This is a genomic window from Pseudomonas sp. NBRC 111130 (assembly GCF_001320485.1).
Lineage (GTDB): Bacteria > Pseudomonadota > Gammaproteobacteria > Pseudomonadales > Pseudomonadaceae > Aquipseudomonas > Aquipseudomonas vlassakiae.
Map to the genome: position 1 here is coordinate 22,088 of NZ_BCBG01000044.1, position 24,623 is coordinate 46,710.

Below are 24,623 nucleotides of genomic sequence, written 5' to 3' on the forward strand. Positions count from 1 at the left end.
CGCAAAGCGGCCCCAGCTCACGTATGCCGCACAACCTTGCGCAGGCAATCCTCCGCTGCCAGAAGCCTGCCATCCTCGGATCGCACCTGCAGAATCCCGACTGGCCGCCCCTTGGCACTGTCCACCAGCTCCGACCGCGCTTCCCCCGCCTCGAACAGAAACCGCTCCCCCCACTGGCGCAACCCCACCACGATCGGAAACACCGAGCGTCCTTTCTCGGTCAGCACGTATTCCTTGTAGGCACTGCCATCCGACGCCGGCTGCAAAGCCAGCAGCCCACTCTCCACCAGCCATTTCAGCCGTGACGCCAGGATGTTCTTCGCCAGCCCCAGGTTCTTCTGGAACTCGCTGAAACGGCGCAGGCCATCGAAGGCATCACGCAGGATCATCAGCGCCCAGCGGTCACCCAGCACTTCCAGCGCCCGGGCCACAGGGCATTGAGCATTCACTTCATCGAGCATTGGCAGCACCTGCATGATTCATCTGGTTGCAGATTAAAACCACATTTGCTAAATATCCATCATGTGGTTTCAATTTGAAACCAGGTGCGTAGGAGTCAGCCCGATGAATCGCTGGATAACCCTGTTGCTTGCCGCCACCTGCGCCATGGCAGTGGCCACGGTCTATTTCGCCCAGCCTCTGCTCGAGTCGATCGGCAGTGACCTGGGGGTGGCGCAGCGACAGATCGGTTGGGTAGTCGGTGCGACCCAGGCGGGTTATGCCCTTGGGCTGATCCTGATCGTACCGCTGGGCGATCTGATCGAGCGCAAGCGCCTGCTGCTGGTGCAGCTGCTGGTTGCCGCTTTGGCCCTGGTCGGTGTTGGCCTCGCACAGGACTGGCTTGTTCTGCTGGCAGCCTTGGCCCTGGTCGGGCTGATGGCGGTCATGGTGCAGGTGATGGTCGCCCACGCCGCCACCCTCGCCACCCCAGCCAGTCAGGGCCAGGCGGTGGGCACGGTCACCAGCGGGATCGTGCTGGGCATCCTGCTGGCGCGTCTGGTCTCCGGAGCACTCGCCGACCTGGCCGGATGGCGCAGTGTGTACTTCGTGGCGGCGGCACTGCTCATGCTGATGGCCGTGGTGCTCTGGCGCTGGCTGCCAGCGAGTCGGTTACCCGCGCAACGACCTGGCTACCTGCAACTGATTGGCTCTTTGTACGCCTTGTATCGCCACGACAGTCTGCTGCGCCGGCGTGGGTTGCTCGGCCTGCTGATCTTCGCTGCGTTCAGCGTGCTGTGGAGTGCCATGGTGCTGCCCCTGAGTGCACTCGCGCTTGCGCTCAGCCATACCGAGATCGGCCTGTTCGGCCTGGCAGGTATCGCCGGCACCTTGGCGGCGTCGCGGGCCGGGCGTCTGGCTGATCGAGGGTTGGGCGAGCGCACCACCGGCCTGGCGCTGGCGTTGTTGACGCTGTCATGGCTGCCGACGGCCTTCGTCGGCCAATCGCTGACTTTGTTCGTGCTGGGTGTGCTGATGCTGGATTTCGCCGTGCAGGCGGTGCATGTCACCAACCAGAGCCTGCTGCTGGCGGGGCGTGGTGCGATGGCCAGCCGCTTGATCGGCGCCTACATGTGTTGCTACTCGATTGGTAGCGGCCTGGGCGCGGTGCTGGCGAGCTGGGTGTATGCGCGCTGGGGCTGGACCGCAGTATGCGGGCTGGGGATGGTGATCAGTGGGTTGGCACTGGGGTACTGGTCTTGGGGGCAACGAGAAAGGGCGACCGAAGCCGCCCTGCCGTGTGCAGGTCAGAACTTGTAGCCAAGGCCGACCATGTACACCCATGGGTCGACATCGACGTCGACCTTGGTCTTGCTGTAGCCCAAGGCGGTCGGGCCGTTGACGCTGGCCTTGGTGTCGATGTCGACATACCAGACCGAGGCGTTCACCAGCAGGTTGTCGGTGATCATATAGTCCATGCCCAACTGGCCGGCGATACCCACCGAATCCTGCAGCTTGAGGTTGCTGAAGCCCTGTTGCTTGCGCTCGCTGGTCAGGTCTTCATCGAAGAACAGGGTGTAGTTGATGCCGACGCCAGCGTAGGGCTGGAACTTGGAGTTGGGCTCCATCGGGTAGTACTGCACGGACAGGGTCGGTGGCAGTTGCTTGATGTCGGCCAGCTTGCCGTCCAGCCCGCCGCCCAGGCCCTTGACGCCTACGCTGTGCTTGAACGGGGTCGCGGCCAGCAGCTCCAGGCCGATGTGGTCGGTGAGCATGTAGGCGAAGGTCAGGCCCAGCTGGGTGTCGCTGTCCAGGGTCGCCTTGGTGCCCGACACCTTGTTGCCGTCGAATTTCAGGTCGCCGCTGCTTTCGTTCGGCGCAGTGGTGATGGCACCGGCGCGGACGATGACATCACCCGCCTGGTGGGCGTGGGCAACAGGGGCGGCGAGCGCAAGGGCCACAAGCGAGGCGCCGAGCAAGGACTTGTTCATGGAAGCTCCCAAAGGACGTGAGTAATCGAGTAGTCCAATGGTACGGAGCTGGCTAAACGGAATGTTTGACCCAGCTCAAAGAAGCGTCGTCATGAATCCGACACAGTTCTCACTTGAGAACATAAGCGTATATTTTCTCCGCTTCCATCTGGTATCCGGCGTCGGCCAATTCGCTGCTGGAGGCTCTAACCTGCATCTTTCCCTCGATCCAGTAGGGCTGATAGAGGTCCTCCACGCGCACACCCATTTCGCTGGAAACATGCACGATCTGATTCGACGGCGGCGGTGGCACATGGATGCAGGCGCCGTAGTAGGGCACCAGCAAAAACTCTGTGGTGCGCCCCTCTTCGCTCACCTCCAGCGGCACGATGTAGCCCGGGATCTTGACCTGCTGGCCGTCGAGGCTTTTCACCACTGGGGCATCAGGTGCCTGCTGGCGTGCAGCTGGGGCCGACTCGGCCGACAGCGCATCGCTCAACTGCGACATGTCGTGCAGCGGTGCCAGTTGTGGCGGGATGACCGGCGCGCCTTCGGGGATCAGCGCAGGCCAATCCAGCTCTTTGGGTTCGGCGGCCCACAAGGGCATCGACACTGTCAGCAGCAGGATCAACCCTATCTGCAGTGCTCGCCTGTTCGCGGCCCCTCTGCAAGAGTTGAGGCCTGCGCAGAACCCTGTGGGAGCGGGTTTACCCGCGAAAATGGCAGTGAGGTGCTGGATCATTGCACGGACTCAGAGGTGAATGGACAGGCCATCGGCCAGCGACTGCCGATAGGCACGCCAGGCCGGTACGCTGCCCATCAGCAGCGCAGCGCCAAGGATGATGGCCAGCAATGTCCAGTCATGTGCGCTGGGCAAGGCCAGAGGCAGATACAGCCCGTAGTTGGCCTGAACGTAGCCCTGGGCCAGGGCGATGCCCGCGTACAGCAAACCCAGCCCCGCTGCGATGCCGGTGACGGCCAGGGCTAACGCTTCCAGCACCAGCAGCCCGGCGATATGCCATGGCCGCGCGCCCACCGAACGCAGGATCGCCATTTCCCGGCGGCGTTCGTTGAGGCTGGTGAGAATCGCCGTGAGCATGCCGATCAGGCCGGTCAGCACCACGAACAACGAGACCACGAACAACGCCTGCTCGGCAGTGCCCATCAGGCTCCACAGCTCCTGCAAGGCCACCCCAGGCAGGATCGCCAGCAACGGCTCGTTGCGATACTCGTTGATCTCGCGCTGCAGGCTGAAGGTGGCGATCTTGTTGTTCAGGCCGAGCATGAACGCGGTGATGGCCGCTGGCTGCAGGTCCATGGTCCGCGCCTGTTCGGCACTGATGCGCCCGGCACCACGAGCCGGCACGCCGTTGTGCCAGTCGATGTGGATGGCCTCCATGCCGCCGAGGCTGATGTGCAGGGTGCGGTCGACCGGCGTGCCGGTGCGCTTGAGCACGCCGACCACGGTGAACGGCTTGTCGTCATGCTTGACCAGGCTGATCGCGGCGACACCGTGCGCCAGTACCAGCTTGTCGCCAAGCTTGTAGTGCAGCGCGTCGGCCACTTCGGCGCCGAGTACCACTTCGAACGGGTCGCTGGCGAATTCACGGCCCTGGCTCAGCTGCAGATGCTGCTTGCGGCCGTACTGGTAGTGGCTGAAGTAATCGGTGGTGGTCCCCATCACCCGGTAGCCACGGTGCGAATCGCCCAGCGAAATCGGGATCGCCCACTTGACCCGTGGGTCCTGGGCGTAGTGCTGGTAGCTGTCCCAGCGGATGTTGTTGGTGGCGTTGCCGATGCGGAACACCGAGTACAGCAGCAGGTTCACCGACCCCGAGCGGGCACCGACGATCAGGTCGGTGCCGCTGATGGTGCTGGCGAAGCTGGCGCGCGCTTCGGTGCGCACCCGTTCGACCGCCAGCAACAGGCATACCGACAGGGCGATGGCGAAGGCGGTGAGGAAGGCGGTGAAACGGCGGTTGGCCAGGCTGGCCAGGGCTAGGCGGAGCAGGTACATCAGGCCTCCCGGGGCTTGGCGGCGTGGTTGAGTTCGGCCAGGGACAGGTGACGGTCGAACAGCGGTGCCAGGCTCTGGTCATGGCTGACGAACAGCAGGCTGGAACCGGCCGCGCGGCATTCGTCGAACAGCAGGCGGATGAAGGCCTCACGGGTGTCGGCATCCAGTGCCGAGGTCGGCTCGTCGGCGATCACCAGTTCCGGCTGGCCGATCAGTGCGCGAGCAGCCGCAACGCGCTGCTGCTGGCCGATCGACAGGCTGTCGGCACGCCGTGCGAGCAGCGTCGGGTTCCCCAGGCCCAGGTGCGCAAGCAGCTCGCTGGCGGCCTGGTCGACGCTGCCGTGGCGCTGGATGGCCCGTTCGGCGCGGCTGCGCGAGAAGCGGCAGGGTAGCTCGACATTCTCGCGCACCGAGAGGAACGGCAGCAGGTTGAACTGCTGGAAGATGTAGCCAGTGTGGTCGACCCGGAAGCGGTCACGTGCCCCCTGGCCGAGCAGGGCGAGGTCCTGGCCGAGCAGCTGGATACGCCCCTGTCCCGGCCGGTTGACCCCGCCGAGCAGGCCCAGCAGGGTGGTCTTGCCACTGCCGCTGGGGCCCTTGAGAAACAGCGCTTCGCCGGCCTCCAGGCGGAATGCCGGGATATCCAGCAGCGGCGCCTGGCCGGGCCAGGCGAACACCAGACCTTGCAGTTCAATCAACGCCTGGCTCATTTCAGAATGCGACCACGGCCTTTGCGGGCGAAGTTTCGACGCCTTTCTGGCCGTTCGGGCCAATCAGTTGCACGTTGATCTTCTGGGTGGCCGGGAAGGCTTTGTACAGCGGGGCGAGGTCGATCTGGTTGAGCTTTTCCGGGGTGGCGCAGGTCAGCTGATAGTGGGCATTGATGTCGCTGTGCACGTGGCCTTTCTCATGCTCGTCACCGTCGTCGTCAGCCTTGGCCGCGTCGCCGAACAGCGGGCTTTCCAGTTCTTGCTGGTCTTCCTTGCAGCCGGCGGACGAGGCCAGGGCAAACAGCTTCAGGGGTTGTTCGAGCTGCTGGCGCACCGCGGCAACCTTGGCCTTGTCGGCATCGCTGCTGGCCATGTGCTCGAAGCCGACCAGGTTCATCGCCGGGCTGTCCAGCTCCAGTTCCAGGGTGTTGCCGTCGAGCACGGCGTTGAGCCTGGCCACACCATGCTCGTGGGCGCCGAGGGTACCGTGGGCGTGATCGTGGTCATGTTCGTCGTGGGCGTGGGCCACGGCCAGGGGCAGCAGGGCGAAGGGCAGGGCGAGCAGCAGACGACGCATGAACGACTCCGGGAGCGGGCTGGAAGATTGGGTTATGTTATAACAACTTTTCTTGGCGCCGCCAGCCTGCGTGGCGCAGGTTTCATGTTGCGGTAGCATGGCTGCATTGACTTGAGCTCAAGGAACGCATCGTGAGAATTCGTGGACAGATTGGTGACTGGCCGGTGGACCTGACCATCGAGCTGGAGCCGCAGGAGTGGGCGCAATTGGGGCGGCAGATCGAGGTGCCGGTGGCTGAGCCGGTAGCTGCAGCGGCAGCGGCGCCGCGCCAGGATGATGGGCAGTGGCACGCGGCGTGTGAGGTGCTGCGCCTGGCCGGGCAGATGAGCGGGCCGGAGTTGCTCGATCGGCTGGAAGGGCTGGCCGGCAGTACGGCGGCGGGCAAGCGGTTGCTGGTGCGCTTGCGGCACAGCAGTGAGGTGAAGGTGGAAAGTGGCGTGGATGCGCCGGTGTATCACTGGGTGGGGTGAGGTCCTTTCTGGGGCTGCTCTGCAGCCCTTTCGCGACACAAGGCCGCTCCTACACGAGACCGCGTGCCCTTGTAGGAGCGGCCTTGTGTCGCGAAAGGGCCGCAAAGCGGCCCCGGCAATTTCAAATTCAGAACATCGCCGAAGACAATCGACGGCGGTATACGCTCACCAGCGGATGATCACTGCCCAGCAGTTCGAACACCTGCAGCATCGCCTTCTGCGGCAACCCGTTCTCATATCCACGATTGCGCTGGAACAGCTTCAGCAACCCGTCCAGCGCCGCCTCGTACTGCTGGCGCGACAACTGCTGAACGCTCAGCTGGTAAGCCGCCTCGTCATCCTGCGGGTTCTGCGCCAGGCGGCTCTTCAGGTCGGCAACTTCCGGCAGGCTGGCGGCCTGGCGCAGGAAGGTCAGCTGGGCCTTGGCACCGGCCAGTGCCGCCTTGTGCTCGTCGGTCTTGACCGCATCCAGCACCACTTGGGCCTCGCCCAGTTCGCCACGTTCGGCCAGGCAGCGGGCATACAGGATCAATGCCTCGGCATTGCTGTTGTCTTCGCCCAGCAGTGTTTGCAGCGCAGCCTCGGCCTCGGCAAAACGGCTTTCGGCAAACAGCGCCTTGGCCTGCTCCAACGGCGAAGCGGTCGGTGCGGCGGGCATCTGCACATGCGGCTCGAGCATGGCGCGGATCGCCGACTCCGGCTGCGCACCGGCAAAGCCGTCAACCGGCTGGCCATCCTTGAACAGCACCACGGTCGGCAGGCTGCGGATGCCGAATTGGGCGACTACCTGCTGCTCGACGTCGCAGTTGATCTTGGCCAGCAGCAGTTCGCCCTGGTAACCCTCGGCGATCTTTGCCAGCAGCGGCATCAGCGCCTTGCACGGCGCGCACCACTCGGCCCAGAAGTCCACCAGCACCGGCTTGTGGAAGGAGTTCTCGATCACCAGTTGCTGGAAGGTGGCATCGGTGGCATCGAAGATATATGGGGTGTCCTGGCTCATCGCGACTCTCGCAAATCCGTGAATGGCACCACTATAAAGGCTCGCGGCTGGCATGGTACAGGCTGACCCGGCGGAATTCGTGCGGTTCGGCCAGGTCTGGCAGGGTCAAGGCGTCCAGCACGCCCAGCTGCTGGTACAGCGGGTGGCTGAAATCACGGACACGTGAGTCGGCCACCAGTGCCTGGCGGCCTCGGCCAAGGAAGGCATCGAGCAGCGGCAGGTTGGCGCGGTCGTAGAGCACGTCGGCGACCAGGATCAGGTCGAAGCGGTCGGCTTCGGCGAAAAAATCGCTGCTATAGCCCAGCTCGACATGGTTGAGCATGGCGTTGGCACGGCAGGCTTCCAAGGCCAGCGGGTCAAGGTCACAGGCGACCACTTCCAGCGCCCCGGCCCGGGCTGCCGCGATCCCGGCGATGCCGGAGCCGGCTCCGAAGTCCAGCACGCGCTTGCCGGCGACCCACTCGGGGTGTGCCGCCAGGTAGCGGGCCATGGCCAGGCCGCTGGCCCAGCAGAAGCTCCAGTACGGTGGTTCTTCGAGGATGCGCCGGGTTTCTTCGCTGCTGAAGGCGCGGTCCATGTTCTGATCATCGATCAGCCACAGCTTCAGCTCGCACTCTGGCAGATGGCTGACGACCAGCCGCGCTTCACCGATCAGGCCGCTGAGGGCCTGTTGCAGGGCAAGCGGCGCCACTTACGGCATCTTCTCGAAGCGCAGCGGGCCGGTGGCCTGGGTCTGGGCCTGGAGGATCCGCACGGGGGCCAGATGCATGATCAACTGGCCGGAGCTGCTGGCGCGGCCGCGCAGCTCGACGCGGGCGCCGGCCGGGAAGGCCTCGGGGTTGAAACGCAAGTGATACGGCAGGGCCTGGCCGGTGCCGGTCAGGTTGCTGCTGGCCAAAAGCTGTTGCGGGCGGTCGCGGTCGTCGATGACCAGCAGCGCCAGCTCGACGTCGGCGCCGGCGGGGATTTCCAGCAAGGTGCCGCTCAATTCACGCTGATAGGCCGGCAGCGGCCCAAGCGGTTCGGCGTTTTTCGCCACCTTGGCCACTGCTGGTGCGGGGGCTGCTTCAGGCTTGGGGCGGTCACTGCCGCAGGCGGCGAGCAGGGAAGCGCAGCACAGCACGACGAGCGCACGAAGATGCATGGGTGGGTCCTTCACGGGCAGAATTGTATGGATGTTAACCCCTTTGGCTTGTCTTGCCAGTGCAATGCGCTACCATGGCCCTCCCTTTTTTTGTTGCCTGCCACCATGCACTGTCCCTTTTGCGGTGCCAACGACACCAAGGTCATCGACTCGCGTCTGGTCGCCGAGGGCGAACAGGTGCGCCGCCGCCGTGAATGCGTCGCCTGCGGCGAGCGCTTCACCACCTTCGAAACCGCCGAGCTGGTGCTGCCCCGGCTGATCAAGCAAGACGGCACGCGCCAGCCTTTCGATGAAGAGAAGCTGCGTGCCGGCATGCAGCGAGCGCTGGAGAAGCGCCCGGTCAGCATCGAGCGCCTGGAAGCGGCGCTGGCGCATATCAAGAGCCGCCTGCGCGCCACTGGCGAGCGCGAGGTCAAGTCCCTGGTGGTAGGCGAAATGGTCATGGCCGAGCTGCGCAAGCTCGACGAAGTGGCTTATATCCGCTTTGCCTCGGTGTACCGGCGCTTCCAGGACCTCGACGAATTCCGCGAAGAAATCGACCGCCTGGCCCGCGAGCCGGCCAAAGAGTGAGCATGCCCAGCCAGACCGCGATCCTCGACGCCCATTACATGGCCCGCGCGCTGGAGCTGGCGCGCAAGGGTGTGTACACCACCCACCCCAACCCGCGAGTGGGTTGCGTGATCGTCCGCGATGGCGAGGTGGTCGGTGAAGGCTGGCACGTGCGTGCCGGCGAGCCGCATGCCGAAGTGCATGCCCTGCGTCAGGCCGGCGAACTGGCCCGTGGTGCCTGCGCCTACGTGACCCTGGAGCCGTGCAGCCACCATGGCCGCACGCCGCCGTGCGCAGAGGCGCTGGTCAAGGCTGGCGTAGCCCGGGTGGTCGCGGCCATGCAGGACCCCAATCCGCAAGTCGCAGGGCAAGGCCTGCGGCGCCTGGCAGAAGCCGGCATCGTCGTGGCCAGCGGCGTGCTCGAAACCGAAGCCCGCGCCCTCAACCCTGGCTTCCTCAAACGCATGGAACACGGCCTGCCATTCGTCCGCGCCAAGCTGGCCATGAGCCTGGATGGCCGCACCGCCATGGCCAGCGGCGAAAGCCAGTGGATCACCGGGCCGGCTGCCCGCTCGGCAGTGCAGCGCCTGCGCGCCCGTTCCAGTGTGGTGCTGACCAGTGCGGCCAGCGTGCTGGCCGATAACGCGCGGATGACCGTGCGGGGCAGCGAACTGGGGCTGGACGCCGAAACCACCGCCCTGGCACTGAGCCGCACGCCGTTGCGCGTTTTGGTCGACGGTCGCCTGCGTTTGCCGCTGGACGCGCCGTTCTTCCAGGCCGGCCCGGCGCTGGTGGTCACTGCCGTCGCAGATGACGTGCGCTATGCCGCTGCCGGCCATGAACTGCTCAGCCTGCCGGGCGACAATGGCCAGGTAGACTTGCCGGCGCTGCTGCAGGCGCTGGCCGCCCGCGGCGTCAATGAGGTCCTCCTGGAGGCCGGTGCCAGCCTGGTCGGCGCCTTTGCCCAGCTGGGCCTGATTGACGAATACCAGCTGTTCGTCGCCGGCACATTCCTCGGTTCCCAGGCCCGGCCGTTGCTGGACTGGCCGCTGCAGAAGATGAGCCAGGCACCACGGCTGAAAATCACCGAAATGCGCGCAGTGGGCGATGACTGGCGGGTCACGGCCATCCCTCTGCCGGCGCCCGGCGTATAATGCCGGGCTTGCCCCGCGCGACCCGTTTCTGAGGAAGTCCCCATGTTCACCGGCATCATCGAATCCATCGGCACCATCCGCAGCCTGACCCCCAAGGGCGGTGACGTGCGCGTCTACGTCGAAACCGGCAAGCTCGACCTGGGTGACGTCAAGCTCGGCGACAGCATTGCCGTCAACGGCGTGTGCCTGACCGCCGTCGAGCTGCCGGGCAACGGGTTCTGGGCCGACGTCAGTGTCGAGACCCTCAAGCGCACCGCGTTCATCGACCTCAAGAGCGGCAGCAAGGTAAACCTGGAAAAGGCCCTGACCCCGACCACCCGCCTGGGCGGCCACCTGGTCAGCGGCCACGTCGACGGCGTCGGCGAAATCATCTCGCGCAGCGATAACGCCCGCGCCATCCAGTTCCGCGTGCGTGCGCCCAAGGAGCTGGCCAAGTACATCGCCCACAAGGGTTCGATCACCGTCGACGGCACCAGCCTGACGGTCAACGAGGTCAATGGCGCCGAATTCGAGCTGACCATTGTCCCGCACACCCTGTCCGAAACCATCATGGCCGACTACCGCGCAGGGCGTCGGGTAAACCTTGAGGTCGACCTGCTGGCCCGTTACCTGGAGCGTCTGCTGCTGGGCGACAAGGCTGCTGAACCGAGCAAGGGCAGTGGCATCACCGAAAGCTTCCTGGCCGCCAACGGCTTCTTGAAATCCTGATTGAGAAGGGGGTGCCGAGTGGCGCTCAACAGCATCGAAGAACTGGTCGAAGACATCCGCCAGGGCAAAATGGTCATCCTCATGGATGACGAAGACCGCGAGAACGAAGGCGACATCATCATGGCGGCCGAGTGCTGCCTGCCTGAGCATATCAACTTCATGGCCAAGCACGCCCGGGGCCTGATCTGCATGCCGATGACCCGCGAGCGCTGCGAAACCCTGAAACTGCCGCTGATGGCGCCGCGCAACGGTTCGGGCTTCGGCACCAAGTTCACCGTGTCGATCGAAGCCGCCGAAGGCGTCACCACCGGCATCTCCGCCGCTGACCGCGCACGTACCGTGCAGGCGGCCGCTGCCAAGGACGCCAAGGCCGAAGACATCGTCAGCCCAGGCCACATCTTCCCGCTGATGGCCCAGCCGGGCGGCACCCTGGCCCGCGCCGGCCATACCGAAGCGGCTTGCGACCTGGCGCGCATGGCCGGCTTCGAGCCGAGCGGCGTGATCTGCGAAGTGATGAACGACGATGGCACCATGTCGCGTCGCGCCGAACTGGAAGTGTTCGCCGCCGAGCACGGCCTGAAGATCGGCACCATCGCCGACCTGATCCACTACCGCATGATCCACGAACGCACCGTGCAGCGCGTCTCCGAGCAGCCGATCGAGAGCGAGCTGGGCGAGTTCAACCTGGTCACCTACCGTGACTCGGTGGAAGGCGACGTGCACATGGCCCTGACCCTGGGCAATATCTGCGCCGAAGAGCCGACCTTGGTGCGCGTGCACAACATGGACCCACTGCGCGACCTGCTGCTGGTCAAGCAGCCTGGCCGCTGGAGCCTGCGCGCGGCCATGGCCGCGGTGGCCGAGGCGGGCAGCGGCGTGGTGCTGCTGCTGGGCCACCCGCTGGACGGTGACGTGCTGCTGGCGCACATCCGCGAAAGTGCGGGTGATGCACCGACCAAGGCGCCGACCACCTACAGCACCGTCGGTGCCGGTTCGCAGATCCTGCGCGACCTTGGCGTGCGCAAGATGCGCCTGATGAGTTCGCCGATGAAGTTCAATGCGATATCCGGATTCGATCTGGAAGTTGTAGAATACGTGCCCTCCGAGTGACTTGAGGCGGCATTGACGCCCTTAAGCTCGAGTCCAGACCCCTGTCGAGGCCGCTTGTAAGCGGCCTCGCTCTTGAAGATGAGAATATCGGAATGACCCTGAAGACCATCGAAGGTACCTTCATCGCCCCCAAAGGTCGCTATGCTTTGGTGGTTGGCCGCTTCAACAGCTTCGTTGTCGAAAGCCTGGTAAGCGGCGCCGTTGATACCCTGGTACGCCACGGTGTCAGCGAAAGCGACATCACCATCATCCGTGCCCCGGGCGCCTTCGAAATCCCGCTGGTGGCACAGAAAGTCGCCCAGCAAGGCGAATACGACGCGATCATCGCCCTGGGCGCCGTGATCCGTGGCGGTACCCCGCACTTCGAATACGTGGCGGGCGAATGCACCAAGGGCCTGGCCCAGGTGTCCATGGAGTTCGGCGTACCGGTGGCCTTCGGCGTTCTGACCGTCGACTCCATCGAACAAGCCATCGAACGCTCCGGCACCAAGGCTGGCAACAAAGGCGGTGAAGCTGCCCTGTCCGCTCTGGAAATGGTCAGCCTGCTGGCGCAGTTGGAGGCCAAGTGATTAGCGACGAAAGCGATCGTTTCAACCCGCGCGATCCAAAACCTGCGGATGCCGGCAAGCCCTCGAAAAGCGCCAAGCGCCGCGAAGCCCGCAAGCTCGCGACCCAGGCCCTGTATCAGTGGCACATGGCCCAGCATTCGCTGAACGAGATCGAAGCGCAGTTCCGGGTCGATAACGATTTTACCGATGTCGACGGTGCCTATTTCCGCGAGATCCTCCACGGGGTCCCGGCGATCAAGGGCGAAATCGACAAGGCGCTGGTGCCTTGCATGGCCATCGCCCTGGAAGAACTCGACCCGGTCGAGTTGGCAGTGTTGCGCCTGTCCACCTGGGAACTGATCAAGCGCGTCGACGTACCGTACCGCGTGGTGATCAACGAAGGCGTGGAACTGGCCAAGGTCTTCGGCGCCACTGATGGCCACAAGTTCGTCAACGGTGTGCTGGACAAGCTCGCCCCGGCCCTGCGTGAAGCAGAAGTCAAGGCGAACAAGCGCTGATCCCGGCGCTGCCTGCCCATGGGTGAGTTCGAGCTGATCAACCATTACTTCGCCGCCGCGCCTTGTGCGCAGGGCGGTGAGGGCGTGGCCCTGGGTATCGGCGACGACTGTGCCCTGCTGGACCTTCCACCCGGTGAACAACTGGCGGTGTCGACCGACACCCTGGTCGCCGGGGTGCATTTCCCTGCTGTCTGCGATCCGCTGCTGCTTGGTCAGCGCTCGTTGGCTGTGGCGGCCAGTGACCTGGCAGCCATGGGCGCGACGGCGATCGGCTTTACCCTTGCCCTGACCCTGCCTGATGTCGGCGCCGACTGGCTGGCGGCTTATGCCGACGGCCTCAGCCGCATGGCCCAGCGTTGCCGCATGAGCTTGATCGGTGGGGATACCACCCGCGGCCCGCTGAGCATCACCGTCACCGTGTTCGGCCGCGTGCCGGCCGGCCAGGCGTTGCGCCGCAGCGGCGCGCGGCCGGGCGATCTGCTGTGTGTAGGTGGTTCGCTGGGCAAGGCGGCAGGGGCGTTGCCGCTGGTCCTGGGTGAGCGCGAGGCACCGGCGGAGCTGGCCGAGCCGCTGCTCCAGCACTACTGGTCGCCGATGCCTCAGCTCCACCTGGGCCAGCTGCTGCGCGGCCGGGCCACGGCGGCGTTGGATATTTCCGATGGCCTGCTCGCCGACTGCGGGCATATTGCCAAGGCGTCCGGGGTCGCACTCGAGGTGAACCTGATGCAGGTGCCAGTGTCTCCTGCATTGGAAGCCTTCCTTGGCCATGATGCGGCCCGGCGGGCAGCGCTCACCGGCGGCGACGACTACGTACTGGCCTTCACCCTGCCACCTGCGGCGCTCGCGCCGCTGACCGACCTCGGTTTCGCCGAGTTGCATGTCATCGGCCGCGTGCTCGAAGGCCAGGGCGTGACCCTGCGCGACCCGCAGGGCCAGGACATCACCCCGGTTCAACGGGGCTATCAACACTTTAGGGAGACACCGTGACCGACCACCCCAACCAGGTGCCTGCGGAGTTCGTTCCGCCATCGGTCTGGCGCAACCCGTGGCACTTCATCGCTTTCGGCTTCGGCTCCGGCACCCTGCCCAAGGCGCCCGGCACCTGGGGCTCGATGGTAGCGATCCCGTTCATCCCGCTGTGGCAGATGCTGCCTGACTGGGGCTACTGGCTGTTGCTGGGCGTGACCATGCTGTTCGGCTTCTGGCTGTGCGGCAAGGTCGCCAACGACTTGCGTGTGCACGACCATGAAGGCATTGTCTGGGACGAAATGGTCGGCATGTGGATCACCCTGTGGCTGGTGCCGGAAGGGTGGCAGTGGCTTCTCGCGGGGTTCCTGATGTTCCGCTTCTTCGACATCCTCAAGCCATGGCCGATTCGCTGGATCGATCGCCATGTGCACGGGGGTGTCGGGATCATGCTCGACGATATCCTGGCCGGTGTATTTGCCTGGCTGGGCATGCAGATTCTGGTGTGGGCGGTAGGCTGAAGCAGGGAGCGTTTCGATGGCCATAAGGACTGTGCTGCTGGCAATGATGCTGAGCCTTGCCCCTTGGGCGGTGGCGGCCGATGCGTTACCGAAGCAGATTCACCTGGTCAGCGAAGAGTGGATCGACTACACCAATGCCGATGGCAGCGGTGTGGCCTGGGATGTGCTGCGCAAGGTGTTCGAGCCTGCCGGGGTCAAGGTGGTGGCCCAGAGTGCGCCGTACAGCCGCGCGGTCGGCCTGGTCAAGCGTGGCGAGGCCGATGCCTGGGTCGGGTCGTACAAGGAAGAGAACGACGACAACCTGTATCCGCGCTGGCATTTCGATATGGACCACATCTACGCCCTGGGCCTGGCCAGCAAGCCGGTGCCGACATTGGCCACCGTCGGCCAGTACCGCCTGGCCTGGGTGCGCGGCTATGACTACGGCAGTTACCTGCCCAATGCGCACAACTTCCGCGAAATCCAGCGCCGCGAAGGCATCCTGCCGATGCTTGAGCATGAGCGGGTGGATTTCTACATCGATGCGCAGACCGAAGTCGACTATGTGCTCGGGCAGGCCTCGCAGCCGGAGCGTTTTCGCAGCACCCATGTGGCCGAATTGCCGCTGTACCTGGCGTTCTCCAGAAACGAGCACGCCAAAGCCCTGTGCGACCTGTTCGACAAACGCATGGCCGAGCTGGTGCACAGCGGCGAGCTGAAGCCGATCTTCGAGCACTGGAAGCAGCCGTATCCCTTCACGGCGGACAGCAAGCCACAGTAAGACCACTGTTTCATGGCCTGCGCGGCCTCCTGTGGGAGCGGGCATGCCCGCGAAGCAGGCGACGCGGTGGATGGCACCGGCGCTGCCGGTGTTCGCGGGCACGCCCGCTCCCACATGGGTCGTGTAAGGCCCAGGCGAGTGCCAGCCCCCGACTAAGCATCGAACTTTTCGATCTTAAGCCACGGTATTCAACGAGCGCACACGCAGCGACCTGCTGATACAATCGGCTCACGAGAAATTTCCTACTTAATCCAGGAGCACAACGTGCCCGTCGTCTTTGTTGCCGCCTCGAAACTCCCGACTCCCTTTGCGATCTTCACCATGCATGGCTTCCTCGACGAAGCCACTGGCCGTGAGCACGTCGTGCTCAGCCTGGGTGATATCGCCGACGGCGAGCCGGTGCTGGGGCGCCTGCACTCCGAGTGCCTGACCGGCGATGCCCTGTTCAGCCAGCGCTGCGACTGCGGTTCGCAGCTGGAAGCCGCGCTGCAGGCGATCGCCCGTGAAGGCCGTGGCGTGCTGCTGTACCTGCGTCAGGAAGGCCGCGGCATCGGCCTTCTGAACAAGATCCGTGCCTATGAGCTGCAGGATGGTGGTGCCGACACCGTCGAGGCCAACGAGCGCCTGGGCTTTGCCGCGGACCAGCGCGACTACGCCATGTGCCTGCCGATGCTCGAGCACCTGGGTGTGAAATCGCTGCGCCTGATGACCAACAACCCGCGCAAGGTCAAAGCGCTGACCGACATGGGTATCAAGGTCGCCGAGCGCGTGCCTCTGCACACCGGGCACAACCCGCACAACCGCTACTACCTGGCGACCAAGGCCGGCAAGCTTGGCCACATGCTGGGTAATGAACACCAGGGCGAGGCGCCCCAGGCGTGACTCGCGGCGAGGTCAAGCGGCGCCTGGCGCTGGCCTGGTGGCAGTACCTGGCGGTTGGCCTGGTGCCGCTGCCGGTCATGGCCTGGGCCTTTGGCGGCGGCGAAGCACTGATCCCGGTGCTGGCGATGCCGCTGTTCATCGCCGGTGCCGCGACCATGTTCCTCAGCCTGCCGCGTTTCGGCGCCTACAAGCGGGCACTGATCGCCACCTCGAAGGTGCTGGGCACGGCTGAAGAGCCCGCCGCCTGGATCATCCTGGCGCGGGTGCGGCGCATGGCCATGCTGTTTGCCTGCTTCCCGGCCTGGGTCGCTGCGCTGTCGGTGCTGGTCGGGCTGGAGGCGGTGCCGCAGATCCTCCTCGCGCTGTCCACCGTGGTGCTGCTCTACCTCTACCGCATTCCGCGTCAGCTGGGCTGATGCGCATCCTGCTCTGCCTGCTGGCATTGCTGGCCCTTGGCGCAAGGGCCGGCGAGCCTTTGCGCGTGGTCAGCCTCGCGCCGTCGATGAGCGAAATCATGCTCGAACTGCACGCCGATGACCTGCTGGTGGGGGTGCTTGACGGCGGCGAGCGACCGCAAGCGCTGCAACGGCTGCCTTCGGTCGGGCGCCAGGGCCAGCTGGACATGGAAACCCTGCTCAGTCTCAAGCCTGACCTGCTGCTGCTCTGGCCCGGTAGCGTGGCACCCGCCCAGCGCGACCAGCTCAAGCGCTTGGGCATTGCCACCTACAGCGCCGAACCCCACGACCTGAATCAGCTGATCGAGCAGATCGAGGCAATTGCCGTGCGTGTCGGGCGGGGCGAGCAAGGCAGGCCCTACGTGCAGGCGTTGCGCGAGCGCCTGCGGCAGCTGCGCCAGGAATACCGGCGCGAGCAGCCGTTGCGGGTGTTCTACCAGGTGTGGGATCGGCCGCTGTACACCCTGGGCGGGCGGCAGGTGGTCAGCGATGCCTTGGCGGTGTGTGGGGCGCGCAATGTCTTTGCCGATCTGAGCCAGCCGGCACCGCAGGTGAATGTCGAGTCGGTGCTGATGCGTGACCCGCAGGTGATCCTGGCGGGTGACAAGGCGCAGCTGGCGAGCTGGAAGGCCTGGCCGCGGCTGAGCGCGGTGGCCGGCGAGGGCTTGCTGGTGGTGCCGGACAAAGGCCTGGAGCGGCCCAGCGGGCAGATGATCGAAGCCACCGCCCGCTTGTGCGCGCTGCTGGCGGCTAGAGTGCCGGCGTCCAGGTGATGCTGAACAGCGCAGTGCGGCCTTCTTCGCGGTAGCCGTAGCTGGCCCCATCGAAGCTGTACAGCGCCCGGCTGTAGTCCTTGTCCAGCAGGTTATCCAGCTTCACTTCCAGCTTCAGTTCCTCGCTTGCCAGCCAGCCTGCACGCAGGCCCAGCAAGCCGTAGCCGCCGAGTCGATTGCGGTTGGCTTCGTCGTCGTAGCTGGCGCTCACGGCCTGCCAGCTGGCGCCTACGTTTAAACGTTCGAACTGGCGATCCAGGTCCAGGCTCAAGGTGCGGCGGGCGCGGCGGGCGAGGGTATGGCCACTGTCGCGGTCACGTGGGTCGATCAGCGCCAGGCCAAGCTGGCTGCGCCATTCGCCCCATTGCTGGTCCAGTGCCATCTCCAGGCCGTTGATACGCGCCGAGGCGACGTTTTGCGGAATCGAGTCCTGGCCGAAGATGATCGCGTCGCGCAGGTCGGTGCGGTACAGCGAGGTCTCCAGCCGGCTGTCATGGGTCAGCTGGCTGCGCCACTGCACTTCATAGCTCTTCGAACGCTCGGGCTTGAGGTCCGGGTTGCTGTACTGCGGGTAGTACAAGTCGTTGAACGTCGGGGCGCGGAAGCCTTCGCTATAGGACAGCAGCACGTCATTGCGGGCATTCAGCGGTATGGTGAGGCTGCCACTCCAGGTGGTCTGGCCGCCGAACTGCTGGTTCTCGTCGTGCCGTACACCCAGCTCGGTGGAGAAGTCTTCACCGCTGTAGCGGTGCTGGATGAAGGCCGCACGGTTCCAGCGGCTGTCTTCGCTGAAGTCGGTGCTGCCGTGCACGCGGTCTTCGTACCAGTCACCGCCCAGCAACAGGTTGTGTTGCTCGGCCAGCTTCAGGTCGTTCTGCCAGGTGATCTGGTCACGGTAAGTGTTGAACACGAAACGCTCGTCGCTCAGCTTGTCGCGCTTGTCGTCACGGTTTTCGCTGTGGGCGAGCTCCAGGCGCGAATGCCAGGCATCGTTGAGCTGAGCGTCAAGATAGCTGCCCAGACTGCTGACGCTGAAGTCGGTGTAGGGCTTTTGCCCGAAGCTTTCGAAAGTGACCGGGTCGAAGCGGCCGAACGGGTTGTCGTATTCGCTGCGGCCGCGGCTGTCGAGCAGGTTCAGGCCGGCTTCGAAGCGCTCGTCGAAGGTATGGCTCAGGCTCAGGGTGAGCGACTTGTCGCGGTAGGCGTCGTGGTCGCCGTCGCTGGCAAACGACGGGCCGGTCGAGTCGATGCCAGCGGTTTCATCGAGGCTGGCGCCGAGGTTGAAACGGGTAGCATCGTCACCGCCGGACAGCCCCAGGCTGCGCTGGAACGTCTGGTTGCTGCCTGCCGCCAGGCGCAGGCGGGGTTGCAGGCCAGGGCCGCTGCTGCGGCGGGTGAAGATCTGGATCACCCCGCCGATGGCATCGCTGCCATACACCGCCGAGCGCGAACCGCGCAGCACTTCGACGCGTTCGATCTGGTCGACATCGAGAAATTGCAGGCCGCTGTCGCCGGAGGTGGCATTGGCGATACGCACGCCATCGACCAGCACCAGGCTCTGGGCGGCCTTGGTGCCGCGGATGAAGATGCCAGGCAGGCTGCCGCGGCCTCCGGTGGGCGCGACTTGCACGCCGGGCACGCGGGTGAGCAGGTCGGTCACGCTGCTGGGTTGCAGGCGGTCGATGTCGGCGCGGGTGAAGACGGTGTTGGCGGCGCTGGTGGCGGTGCGCGATTCGACCTGGCGGTTGGCGCTGATCAGGGTGTCGGGGAGCTTGAGGGCGTCGTCGCGCTCGGCGGCCAGCAGGATCGTGGGGGCGCAGAGTAGCGCAGCACAGGCGGCATTTTTCATTGGCAGTTCCAAAGCATTCGCGGGCATGCCCGCTCCCACATGGGCATCACCGGCCTTGAGGGCGGTGAGCTCTCTGTGGGAGCGGGCGTGCCCGCGAATAGGTCCTAAAGGCCGAGCTTGGCCATTCGAGCTTTGACGGAAGCCTCGATGCCAGCAGCATCCAGCCCACACTCGGCCAGCATCTGCGCCGGCTTGGCATGCTCGACATAGATGTCCGGCAGCCCCAGATGCAGCAGCGGCTTGACCACGCCCTCACGGGCCAGGAACTCGCCCACGGCAGCCCCGGCGCCACCCATGATGCTGTTTTCTTCGATGGTTACCAGCAGCTCATGGTTGGCAGCCAGTTCCAGCACCAGGGCCTCGTCCAGTGGTTTGACGAAGCGCATGTCGACCACGGTGGCGTTGATCTGCTCGGCAACCTGCTGGGCTTCGGCCAACTGCACGCCGAAGACCAGCAGGGCAACCTTTTCACCTTGCCGGCGAACCACGCCCTTGCCGATCTCCAACGGTTCGAGGTCACCACTGATCGGTGCATTCGGGCCGGTGCCACGCGGGTAGCGCACAGCGGCCGGGCCGTTGTACAGGTGGCCGGTGCTGAGCATCTTGCGCAGTTCGTTCTCGTCGCTCGGGGCCATCACCAGCATGCCGGGAATGCAGCGCAGGTACGACAGGTCGTAGGCGCCAGCATGGGTCGGGCCGTCTTCGCCGACCAGGCCGGCACGGTCGATGGCGAACAGCACATCGAGGTTCTGCACCGCTACGTCGTGGATCAGCTGGTCGTAGCCGCGCTGCAGGAAGGTGGAGTAGATCGCCACCACTGGCTTGCTGCCTTCGCAGGCCATGCCTGCGGCCAGGGTCACCGCGTGCTGTTCGGCGATCGCCACGTCGAAGTAGCGCTCGGGGAAGCGTTCGCTGAAATCGACCAGGTCGGAGCCTTCCTTCATCGCCGGGGTGATGCCCACCAGGCGGTTGTCGGCGGCGGCCATGTCGCACAACCACTGGCCGAACACCGCAGAGTACTTCGGCCCGCTGACCTTTTTCGGCGCAGCCGGCTTGTCGGCGGGTTCGAGCTTGGTGATGGCGTGGTAGCCGATCGGATCGACCTCGGCGGGGGCGAAGCCCTTGCCTTTCTTGGTCACCACGTGGAGGAACTGCGGGCCTTTGAGGTCACGCATGTTGCGCAGGGTGGCGATCATGGTCGGCAGGTCATGGCCGTCGATCGGGCCGATGTAGTTCCAGCCCAGCTCTTCGAACAGCGTGCCCGGCACCAGCATGCCTTTGGCGTATTCCTCTGTGCGGCGGGCGATTTCCCAGGCACCGGGCAGGCGCGACAGCACCTTCTTGCTGCCCTCGCGCATGCTCGCGTAGGTGCGGCTGGAGAGGATCTTGGCCAGGTAGTTGGACAGGCCGCCGACATTGCGCGAAATCGACATGTCGTTGTCGTTGAGGATCACCAGCATGTCGGCGTTGACTTCCTGAGCGTGGTTCAACGCTTCGAAGGCCATGCCGGCAGTGAGGGCGCCGTCGCCGATCACGGCGATCGACTTGCGTGCGCTGTTCTGCAGGCGGGCGGCGATGGCCATGCCCAGCGCGGCACTGATCGAGGTGCTGGAGTGGCCGACGCCGAAGGTGTCGTACTCGCTCTCGCTGCGGCGCGGGAAGGCGGCGATGCCGTCCTTCTGGCGCAGGCTGAGCATGCGCTTGCGGCGCCCGGTAAGGATCTTGTGCGGGTAGGCCTGGTGGCCAACGTCCCACACCAGCCGGTCGTCCGGGGTGTCGAAGACGTAGTGCAGAGCGATCGTCAGCTCGATGACGCCCAGGCCGGCGCCGAAATGCCCACCGGTCTGACCAACGGTGTAGAGCAACTCCTGGCGCAATTCGTCGGCCAGGGTCTCCAGGTCGGCTTCAGCCAGCCGGCGCAGGCCGGCAGGCGTGTCAGCGCGGTCGAGCAACGGCGTGACCGGGCGTTCGCGGGGGATCTCTTGAAACGTCGTGGGCATCAGGCGAGTCGTTATAGGTGTGTGAAGACGCGGCAGTTTACCCCATTGTGGGAAAAGCTGCCCATTCATGCGGGTGCTGCTGGGGCTGCTTTGCAGCCCTTCGCGGGCAGGCCCGCTCCCCCAGGATTACCACTGTCTTCACGGCCAGTGAAGTCCGTGTGGGAGCGGGCTTGCCCGCGAAGGGCCGCAAAGCGGCCCCACTCAATCAGTGACGGCGCTCGACGATATAGCGTGCCAACGCCCGCAGCGGCTCGGCATTTTCGCCAAACCCTTGCAGTGCGACCAGCGCCTGGTCGCGCAGTTCGATTGCGTAGGCCTTGGCGGCTTCCAGCCCCAGCAGGGCCGGGTAGGTCGGTTTGTCACGGGCGATGTCAGCCCCCTGGCGCTTGCCCAGGGTGGCGGTGTCGCTTTCCACGTCGAGGATATCGTCTTGCACCTGGAAGGCCAGGCCGATGGCCTGTGCATAAGTCTGCAGGGCATCCAGTTGTGCCTGCTCGGCGCGGGCACTGGCCAGGGCGCCGAGGCGCACACTGGCTTCGATCAGGGCGCCGGTCTTGTGCCGGTGCATGAATTCCAGGGCCTGCTGGTCCAGCTTCAGGCCGACCGAGCCGAGGTCGATGGCCTGGCCGCCGACCATGCCCGCAGGGCCTGCGGCCTTGGCCAGGGCCTGGACCATGGCCAGGCGGGTGCTGTCGGCTTGCGGGCTCAGGGTTGGGTCGAGCAGGGCGCTGAACGCCAGGCTCTGCAAACCGTCACCGGCAAGAATCGCGCAGGCTTCGTCGAAGGCCTTGTGGGTAGTCGGCTGGCCACGGCGCAAGTCGTCGTCGTCCATGGCCGGCAGGTCGTCATGCACCAGCGAATAGGCGTGGATCAGTTCCACCGCACAGGCCGCCCCGTTGGCTTGCTCGGCTGGCGCGCCAAGGGCTTCGCAGGCGGCATAGGCGAGCAGCGGGCGCACGCGCTTGCCGCCGTTCATCACGCTGTAGCGCATGGCGGCGTAAAGCCGCTCCAGCTCCCTGGTCGGGGCGACGAACAGCGGTTCGAGGGCGGCGTCGACACGGGCCTGGCAGCTGGCCTGGTAAGCAGTGATCATGCCTCTGGCTCCGCATCGAACGGCTGCGCGGCCAGTTCGCCGTCACGTTCCAGCAGGATCTGCACTTTCTGTTCGGCCTGGGCCAGGGCGCCCTGGCAGTCGCGGGTCAGGGCGATGCCTTGCTCGAACGCGGCCAGCGAGTCTTCCAGCGACAGTTCGCCGTTCTCCAGGCGCTCGACCAGGGCTTGCAGGTCGGCGAGGGATTGTTCGAAATCGATGGAGGCTTTTTTGCGGGCCATGGCGACAGTCTCGGTGGCGGGTCAGAACGGCGCGACGTTAGCAGAGCGGGGCGGGGGGAGCAAACATCCGACTTGCTGATCAGTTAACGCGCAAATTTGTGGGAGCGGCCTTGTGTCGCGAAAGGGCTGCGAAGCAGCCCTGCAATTTCTGCATTTACGCTGAAATTCTGGGGCCGCTGTGCGGCCCTTTCGCGACAAAAGGCCGCTCCCACAGGGATCAGGCTGGCTCGGCCTCGAGTTGCACCATGGCCTCACGGCACCGCGCCAGTTCCTCGATGGTCAGCACCGGCAGGTTGTACTGCCGCGCATACACCGCCACCTGCTCACCGCGCGCCATGCTGCCATCGGGGTTCATCAGCTCGCACAGCACCGCGGCCGGGCGCAGGCCGGCCAGGCGCGCCAGGTCCACCGAGCCTTCGGTATGCCCGCGACGGGTCAGCACACCCCCATCGCGCGCGCGCAGCGGGAATACATGGCCCGGGCTGACGATATGGCGTTGCTCGGCGGTCGAACGCAGCGCCGCTTCGATGGTGGTGATGCGGTCCTGGGCGGAAACGCCGGTGCTCACGCCTTCGGCTGCCTCGATGGTGACGGTGAAGCCGGTGCCGTGACGGGCCTGGTTGTTCTGCACCATCGGCGCCAGCTGCAGGGCGTCGACAGTGGCTTCGTCCAGGCACAGGCAGACGATGCCGCTGCAATCGCGGATCATCATGGCCATGGTCTGCAGCGACAGGTTCTCGGCAGCGGCGACGATATCGGCTTCGTCCTCGCGGTCGTCATCGTCGAGCAGCAGCACAGGGCGCCCGGCCTGGAAGGCGGCGATGGCGGCGGAGACATTGGGAAATTGTTTTTGCAGCAAAGGGGACATGAAACGCTCCTCGTGATTGATCGATGAACGTCTCGGGGCGAACAAAATGCGCGCGCAGGGGCGCCCGAATGGCCCCTGCCTGACGCCTTCTTTCATCCGGACTATGACCGTCGGCTCTGGAGTCGCACCAGATCTGCTGACCCCCGGCATGGCCGGGGCGCTCGCGGGCTCATCTTTCGATTTACCGCCGGTGGGGACTTTCACCCCGCCCTGAAGACCGGCCAAGCATACAGCACTGTGCCACCTTGCTGGCAAGCCGCTGTTCCAAGACCTTCGGCGGTATCATGCAGGCATGGCTCAACAGGAACAGCCCCATGGACATTCTCCAGGTCGCCGGTGGCAAGCCGGTCAAACTGTGGGCCGACGGCGTGCCGGTCGAAGACGACGCCCGTCGGCAACTGCTCAATACAGCGAAGATGCCGTTCATCTTCAAGCACCTGGCGGTGATGCCGGATGTGCACCTGGGCAAGGGCTCGACCATTGGCAGCGTGATCCCCACGGTCGGCGCGATCATCCCCGCCGCGGTGGGCGTCGACATTGGCTGCGGCATGATCGCGGCGCGTACCTCGCTGCAGGCGCGTGACCTGCCGGACAACCTGCACCGCCTACGCGGCGCCATCGAGCAGGCGGTGCCCCACGGCAAGACCTTCGGCAAACGCGACCAAGGTGCCTGGGACAACGTGCCGGGCCTGGCAGACAAAGCCTGGGGCCAGCTCGCCGGGCGTTTCAAGGCCATCACCGACAAGTATCCGCGCCTGGAAAAGACCAACAACCGCCACCACCTTGGCACCCTGGGCGGCGGTAACCACTTCATCGAGGTGTGCCTGGACGAGGCCGACCGGGTCTGGTTCATGCTGCACAGCGGCTCGCGCGGTGTCGGCAATGCCATCGGCAACCTGTTCATCGAACTGTCCCAGGCCGACATGCGCCAGCACCTGGCCAACCTGCCGGACAAGGACCTGGCCTACTTCGAGGAGGGCAGCCGCCATTTCGCCGACTATGTCGAGGCGGTGGAATGGGCGCAGGACTTTGCCCGGCGCAACCGTGAACTGATGATGCTGGCGGTGATCGCGGCCACCCGCAAGGTGCTGGGCAAGCCGTTCGAGGCAAGCCTGGAGGCGGTCAACTGCCACCACAACTATGTGCAGCGCGAGCAGCATTTCGGCCGCGAGGTGCTGGTCACGCGCAAGGGCGCGGTGTCGGCGCAGAAAGGGCAGTTGGGCATCATTCCTGGCTCCATGGGCGCCAGGAGCTTCATCGTGCGGGGGCTGGGCAACGAGGAATCGTTCTGCTCCTGCAGCCAT

General features: G+C 65.3%; 29 protein-coding genes and 1 riboswitch. Of the genes, 15 read left to right on the forward strand and 14 right to left on the reverse strand.

Annotated elements, in window-relative coordinates; genetic code table 11:
- Nucleotides 1–17: 17 nt before the first annotated feature.
- The gene (locus APH33_RS18460) at nucleotides 18–461 is read right to left on the reverse strand and encodes a helix-turn-helix domain-containing protein (RefSeq protein ID WP_054886563.1); all 444 of its coding nucleotides are present in this window, start codon (nucleotides 459–461) and stop codon (nucleotides 18–20) included.
- A gap of 61 nt (nucleotides 462–522) precedes the next feature.
- Here APH33_RS18460 and APH33_RS18465 point away from each other — a divergent pair, with 61 nt between their 5' ends.
- A complete protein-coding gene (locus APH33_RS18465) occupies nucleotides 523–1,758 on the forward strand; it encodes an MFS transporter (RefSeq protein WP_054886540.1) in 1,236 nt (411 codons plus the stop codon).
- Here the strand turns inward: APH33_RS18465 and APH33_RS18470 are convergent.
- From APH33_RS18470 to APH33_RS18490, 5 genes are all read right to left on the reverse strand, one after another.
- Complete coding sequence (locus tag APH33_RS18470; RefSeq protein WP_054886541.1) at nucleotides 1,746–2,429, reverse strand: OmpW family protein; 684 nt, start codon at nucleotides 2,427–2,429, stop codon at nucleotides 1,746–1,748. The genes APH33_RS18465 and APH33_RS18470 overlap by 13 nt on opposite strands.
- Nucleotides 2,430–2,538: 109 nt before the next feature.
- Complete coding sequence (locus APH33_RS18475; protein WP_371263258.1) at nucleotides 2,539–3,015, reverse strand: DUF3299 domain-containing protein; 477 nt, start codon at nucleotides 3,013–3,015, stop codon at nucleotides 2,539–2,541.
- A 144-nt stretch (nucleotides 3,016–3,159) separates the two neighbouring features.
- The gene (locus tag APH33_RS18480) at nucleotides 3,160–4,425 is read right to left on the reverse strand and encodes an ABC transporter permease (protein WP_054886542.1); all 1,266 of its coding nucleotides are present in this window, start codon (nucleotides 4,423–4,425) and stop codon (nucleotides 3,160–3,162) included.
- Nucleotides 4,425–5,135 carry an ABC transporter ATP-binding protein gene (locus APH33_RS18485; protein ID WP_054886543.1) on the reverse strand — a complete coding sequence of 237 codons (711 nt, stop codon included), beginning with the start codon at nucleotides 5,133–5,135 and terminating at the stop codon, nucleotides 4,425–4,427. Before APH33_RS18485 ends, APH33_RS18480 begins: the two co-directional genes overlap by 1 nt.
- 1 nt (nucleotide 5,136) lies before the next feature.
- Nucleotides 5,137–5,712 (reverse strand): DUF2796 domain-containing protein, encoded by a 576-nt coding sequence (locus APH33_RS18490; protein WP_054886544.1) that lies wholly within the window; start codon nucleotides 5,710–5,712, stop codon nucleotides 5,137–5,139.
- A gap of 131 nt (nucleotides 5,713–5,843) precedes the next feature.
- Between APH33_RS18490 and APH33_RS18495 the strand changes: the two genes are divergently transcribed.
- Nucleotides 5,844–6,182 carry a hypothetical protein gene (locus APH33_RS18495; protein WP_054886545.1) on the forward strand — a complete coding sequence of 113 codons (339 nt, stop codon included), beginning with the start codon at nucleotides 5,844–5,846 and terminating at the stop codon, nucleotides 6,180–6,182.
- A 127-nt stretch (nucleotides 6,183–6,309) separates the two neighbouring features.
- On the opposite strand, the gene trxA is transcribed toward APH33_RS18495, so the two are convergent.
- The 3 genes from trxA to APH33_RS18510 are packed head-to-tail and all read right to left on the reverse strand — an operon-like array spanning nucleotide 6,310 to nucleotide 8,326.
- Nucleotides 6,310–7,182, reverse strand: coding sequence for a thioredoxin (gene trxA, locus APH33_RS18500; protein ID WP_054886546.1), 873 nt, complete (start codon nucleotides 7,180–7,182; stop codon nucleotides 6,310–6,312).
- 31 nt (nucleotides 7,183–7,213) lie between these two features.
- Nucleotides 7,214–7,873 carry a methyltransferase gene (locus APH33_RS18505; protein WP_054886547.1) on the reverse strand — a complete coding sequence of 220 codons (660 nt, stop codon included), beginning with the start codon at nucleotides 7,871–7,873 and terminating at the stop codon, nucleotides 7,214–7,216.
- On the reverse strand, nucleotides 7,874–8,326 hold the full coding sequence (locus APH33_RS18510; protein ID WP_054886548.1) for a YbaY family lipoprotein: 453 nt from the start codon (nucleotides 8,324–8,326) through the stop codon (nucleotides 7,874–7,876).
- A gap of 105 nt (nucleotides 8,327–8,431) precedes the next feature.
- Here APH33_RS18510 and nrdR point away from each other — a divergent pair, with 105 nt between their 5' ends.
- The 12 genes from nrdR (at nucleotide 8,432) to APH33_RS18570 (ending at nucleotide 17,270) form a co-directional block, all read left to right on the forward strand.
- A complete protein-coding gene (gene nrdR / locus APH33_RS18515) occupies nucleotides 8,432–8,896 on the forward strand; it encodes a transcriptional regulator NrdR (RefSeq protein WP_054886565.1) in 465 nt (154 codons plus the stop codon).
- 2 nt (nucleotides 8,897–8,898) lie between these two features.
- Complete coding sequence (ribD, locus tag APH33_RS18520; RefSeq protein WP_054886549.1) at nucleotides 8,899–10,029, forward strand: bifunctional diaminohydroxyphosphoribosylaminopyrimidine deaminase/5-amino-6-(5-phosphoribosylamino)uracil reductase RibD; 1,131 nt, start codon at nucleotides 8,899–8,901, stop codon at nucleotides 10,027–10,029.
- A 42-nt stretch (nucleotides 10,030–10,071) separates the two neighbouring features.
- On the forward strand, nucleotides 10,072–10,737 hold the full coding sequence (locus APH33_RS18525) for a riboflavin synthase (protein ID WP_016497780.1): 666 nt from the start codon (nucleotides 10,072–10,074) through the stop codon (nucleotides 10,735–10,737).
- Nucleotides 10,738–10,755: 18 nt separating this feature from the next.
- Nucleotides 10,756–11,847, forward strand: coding sequence for a bifunctional 3,4-dihydroxy-2-butanone-4-phosphate synthase/GTP cyclohydrolase II (gene ribBA / locus APH33_RS18530; RefSeq protein WP_054886550.1), 1,092 nt, complete (start codon nucleotides 10,756–10,758; stop codon nucleotides 11,845–11,847).
- A gap of 92 nt (nucleotides 11,848–11,939) precedes the next feature.
- Nucleotides 11,940–12,416, forward strand: coding sequence for a 6,7-dimethyl-8-ribityllumazine synthase (gene ribE, locus APH33_RS18535; RefSeq protein ID WP_027917814.1), 477 nt, complete (start codon nucleotides 11,940–11,942; stop codon nucleotides 12,414–12,416).
- A complete protein-coding gene (gene nusB, locus APH33_RS18540; protein WP_054886551.1) occupies nucleotides 12,413–12,913 on the forward strand; it encodes a transcription antitermination factor NusB in 501 nt (166 codons plus the stop codon). The genes ribE and nusB overlap by 4 nt, the downstream gene beginning before the upstream one ends.
- A gap of 18 nt (nucleotides 12,914–12,931) precedes the next feature.
- Nucleotides 12,932–13,900: a thiamine-phosphate kinase gene (gene thiL / locus APH33_RS18545; protein WP_054886552.1), complete on the forward strand. Its 969-nt coding sequence runs from the start codon at nucleotides 12,932–12,934 to the stop codon at nucleotides 13,898–13,900.
- The gene (locus APH33_RS18550) at nucleotides 13,897–14,400 is read left to right on the forward strand and encodes a phosphatidylglycerophosphatase A (protein ID WP_054886553.1); all 504 of its coding nucleotides are present in this window, start codon (nucleotides 13,897–13,899) and stop codon (nucleotides 14,398–14,400) included. The genes thiL and APH33_RS18550 overlap by 4 nt, the downstream gene beginning before the upstream one ends.
- A 16-nt stretch (nucleotides 14,401–14,416) precedes the next feature.
- A complete protein-coding gene (locus APH33_RS18555; protein ID WP_054886554.1) occupies nucleotides 14,417–15,160 on the forward strand; it encodes an ABC transporter substrate-binding protein in 744 nt (247 codons plus the stop codon).
- Nucleotides 15,161–15,424: 264 nt separating this feature from the next.
- Nucleotides 15,425–16,042 carry a GTP cyclohydrolase II gene (gene ribA, locus APH33_RS18560; RefSeq protein ID WP_054886555.1) on the forward strand — a complete coding sequence of 206 codons (618 nt, stop codon included), beginning with the start codon at nucleotides 15,425–15,427 and terminating at the stop codon, nucleotides 16,040–16,042.
- Entirely contained in the window at nucleotides 16,039–16,458 is a 420-nt protein-coding gene (locus APH33_RS18565; protein WP_054886556.1) for a hypothetical protein, read from the forward strand. Before ribA ends, APH33_RS18565 begins: the two co-directional genes overlap by 4 nt.
- A complete protein-coding gene (locus APH33_RS18570) occupies nucleotides 16,458–17,270 on the forward strand; it encodes a cobalamin-binding protein (RefSeq protein WP_054886557.1) in 813 nt (270 codons plus the stop codon). The genes APH33_RS18565 and APH33_RS18570 overlap by 1 nt, the downstream gene beginning before the upstream one ends.
- Here APH33_RS18570 and APH33_RS18575 read toward each other — a convergent pair.
- From APH33_RS18575 to ribB, 5 genes are all read right to left on the reverse strand, one after another.
- Nucleotides 17,248–19,119: a TonB-dependent receptor domain-containing protein gene (locus APH33_RS18575; protein WP_054886558.1), complete on the reverse strand. Its 1,872-nt coding sequence runs from the start codon at nucleotides 19,117–19,119 to the stop codon at nucleotides 17,248–17,250. The genes APH33_RS18570 and APH33_RS18575 overlap by 23 nt on opposite strands.
- 104 nt (nucleotides 19,120–19,223) lie before the next feature.
- Nucleotides 19,224–21,119, reverse strand: coding sequence for a 1-deoxy-D-xylulose-5-phosphate synthase (gene dxs / locus APH33_RS18580; RefSeq protein ID WP_054886559.1), 1,896 nt, complete (start codon nucleotides 21,117–21,119; stop codon nucleotides 19,224–19,226).
- 205 nt (nucleotides 21,120–21,324) lie between these two features.
- Entirely contained in the window at nucleotides 21,325–22,212 is an 888-nt protein-coding gene (gene ispA / locus APH33_RS18585; protein WP_054886560.1) for a (2E,6E)-farnesyl diphosphate synthase, read from the reverse strand.
- Nucleotides 22,209–22,451 (reverse strand): exodeoxyribonuclease VII small subunit, encoded by a 243-nt coding sequence (locus APH33_RS18590; protein ID WP_008092375.1) that lies wholly within the window; start codon nucleotides 22,449–22,451, stop codon nucleotides 22,209–22,211. The genes ispA and APH33_RS18590 overlap by 4 nt, the downstream gene beginning before the upstream one ends.
- Nucleotides 22,452–22,668: 217 nt before the next feature.
- Nucleotides 22,669–23,319, reverse strand: a complete 651-nt coding sequence (ribB, locus tag APH33_RS18595) for a 3,4-dihydroxy-2-butanone-4-phosphate synthase (protein WP_054886561.1) — start codon at nucleotides 23,317–23,319, stop codon at nucleotides 22,669–22,671.
- Between the two features lie 80 nt (nucleotides 23,320–23,399).
- A riboswitch (FMN riboswitch) is annotated at nucleotides 23,400–23,541 on the reverse strand.
- A 92-nt stretch (nucleotides 23,542–23,633) separates the two neighbouring features.
- Here ribB and APH33_RS18600 point away from each other — a divergent pair.
- The coding region (locus APH33_RS18600) for an RtcB family protein (protein ID WP_054886562.1) at nucleotides 23,634–24,623 on the forward strand (990 nt) is incomplete at its 3' end.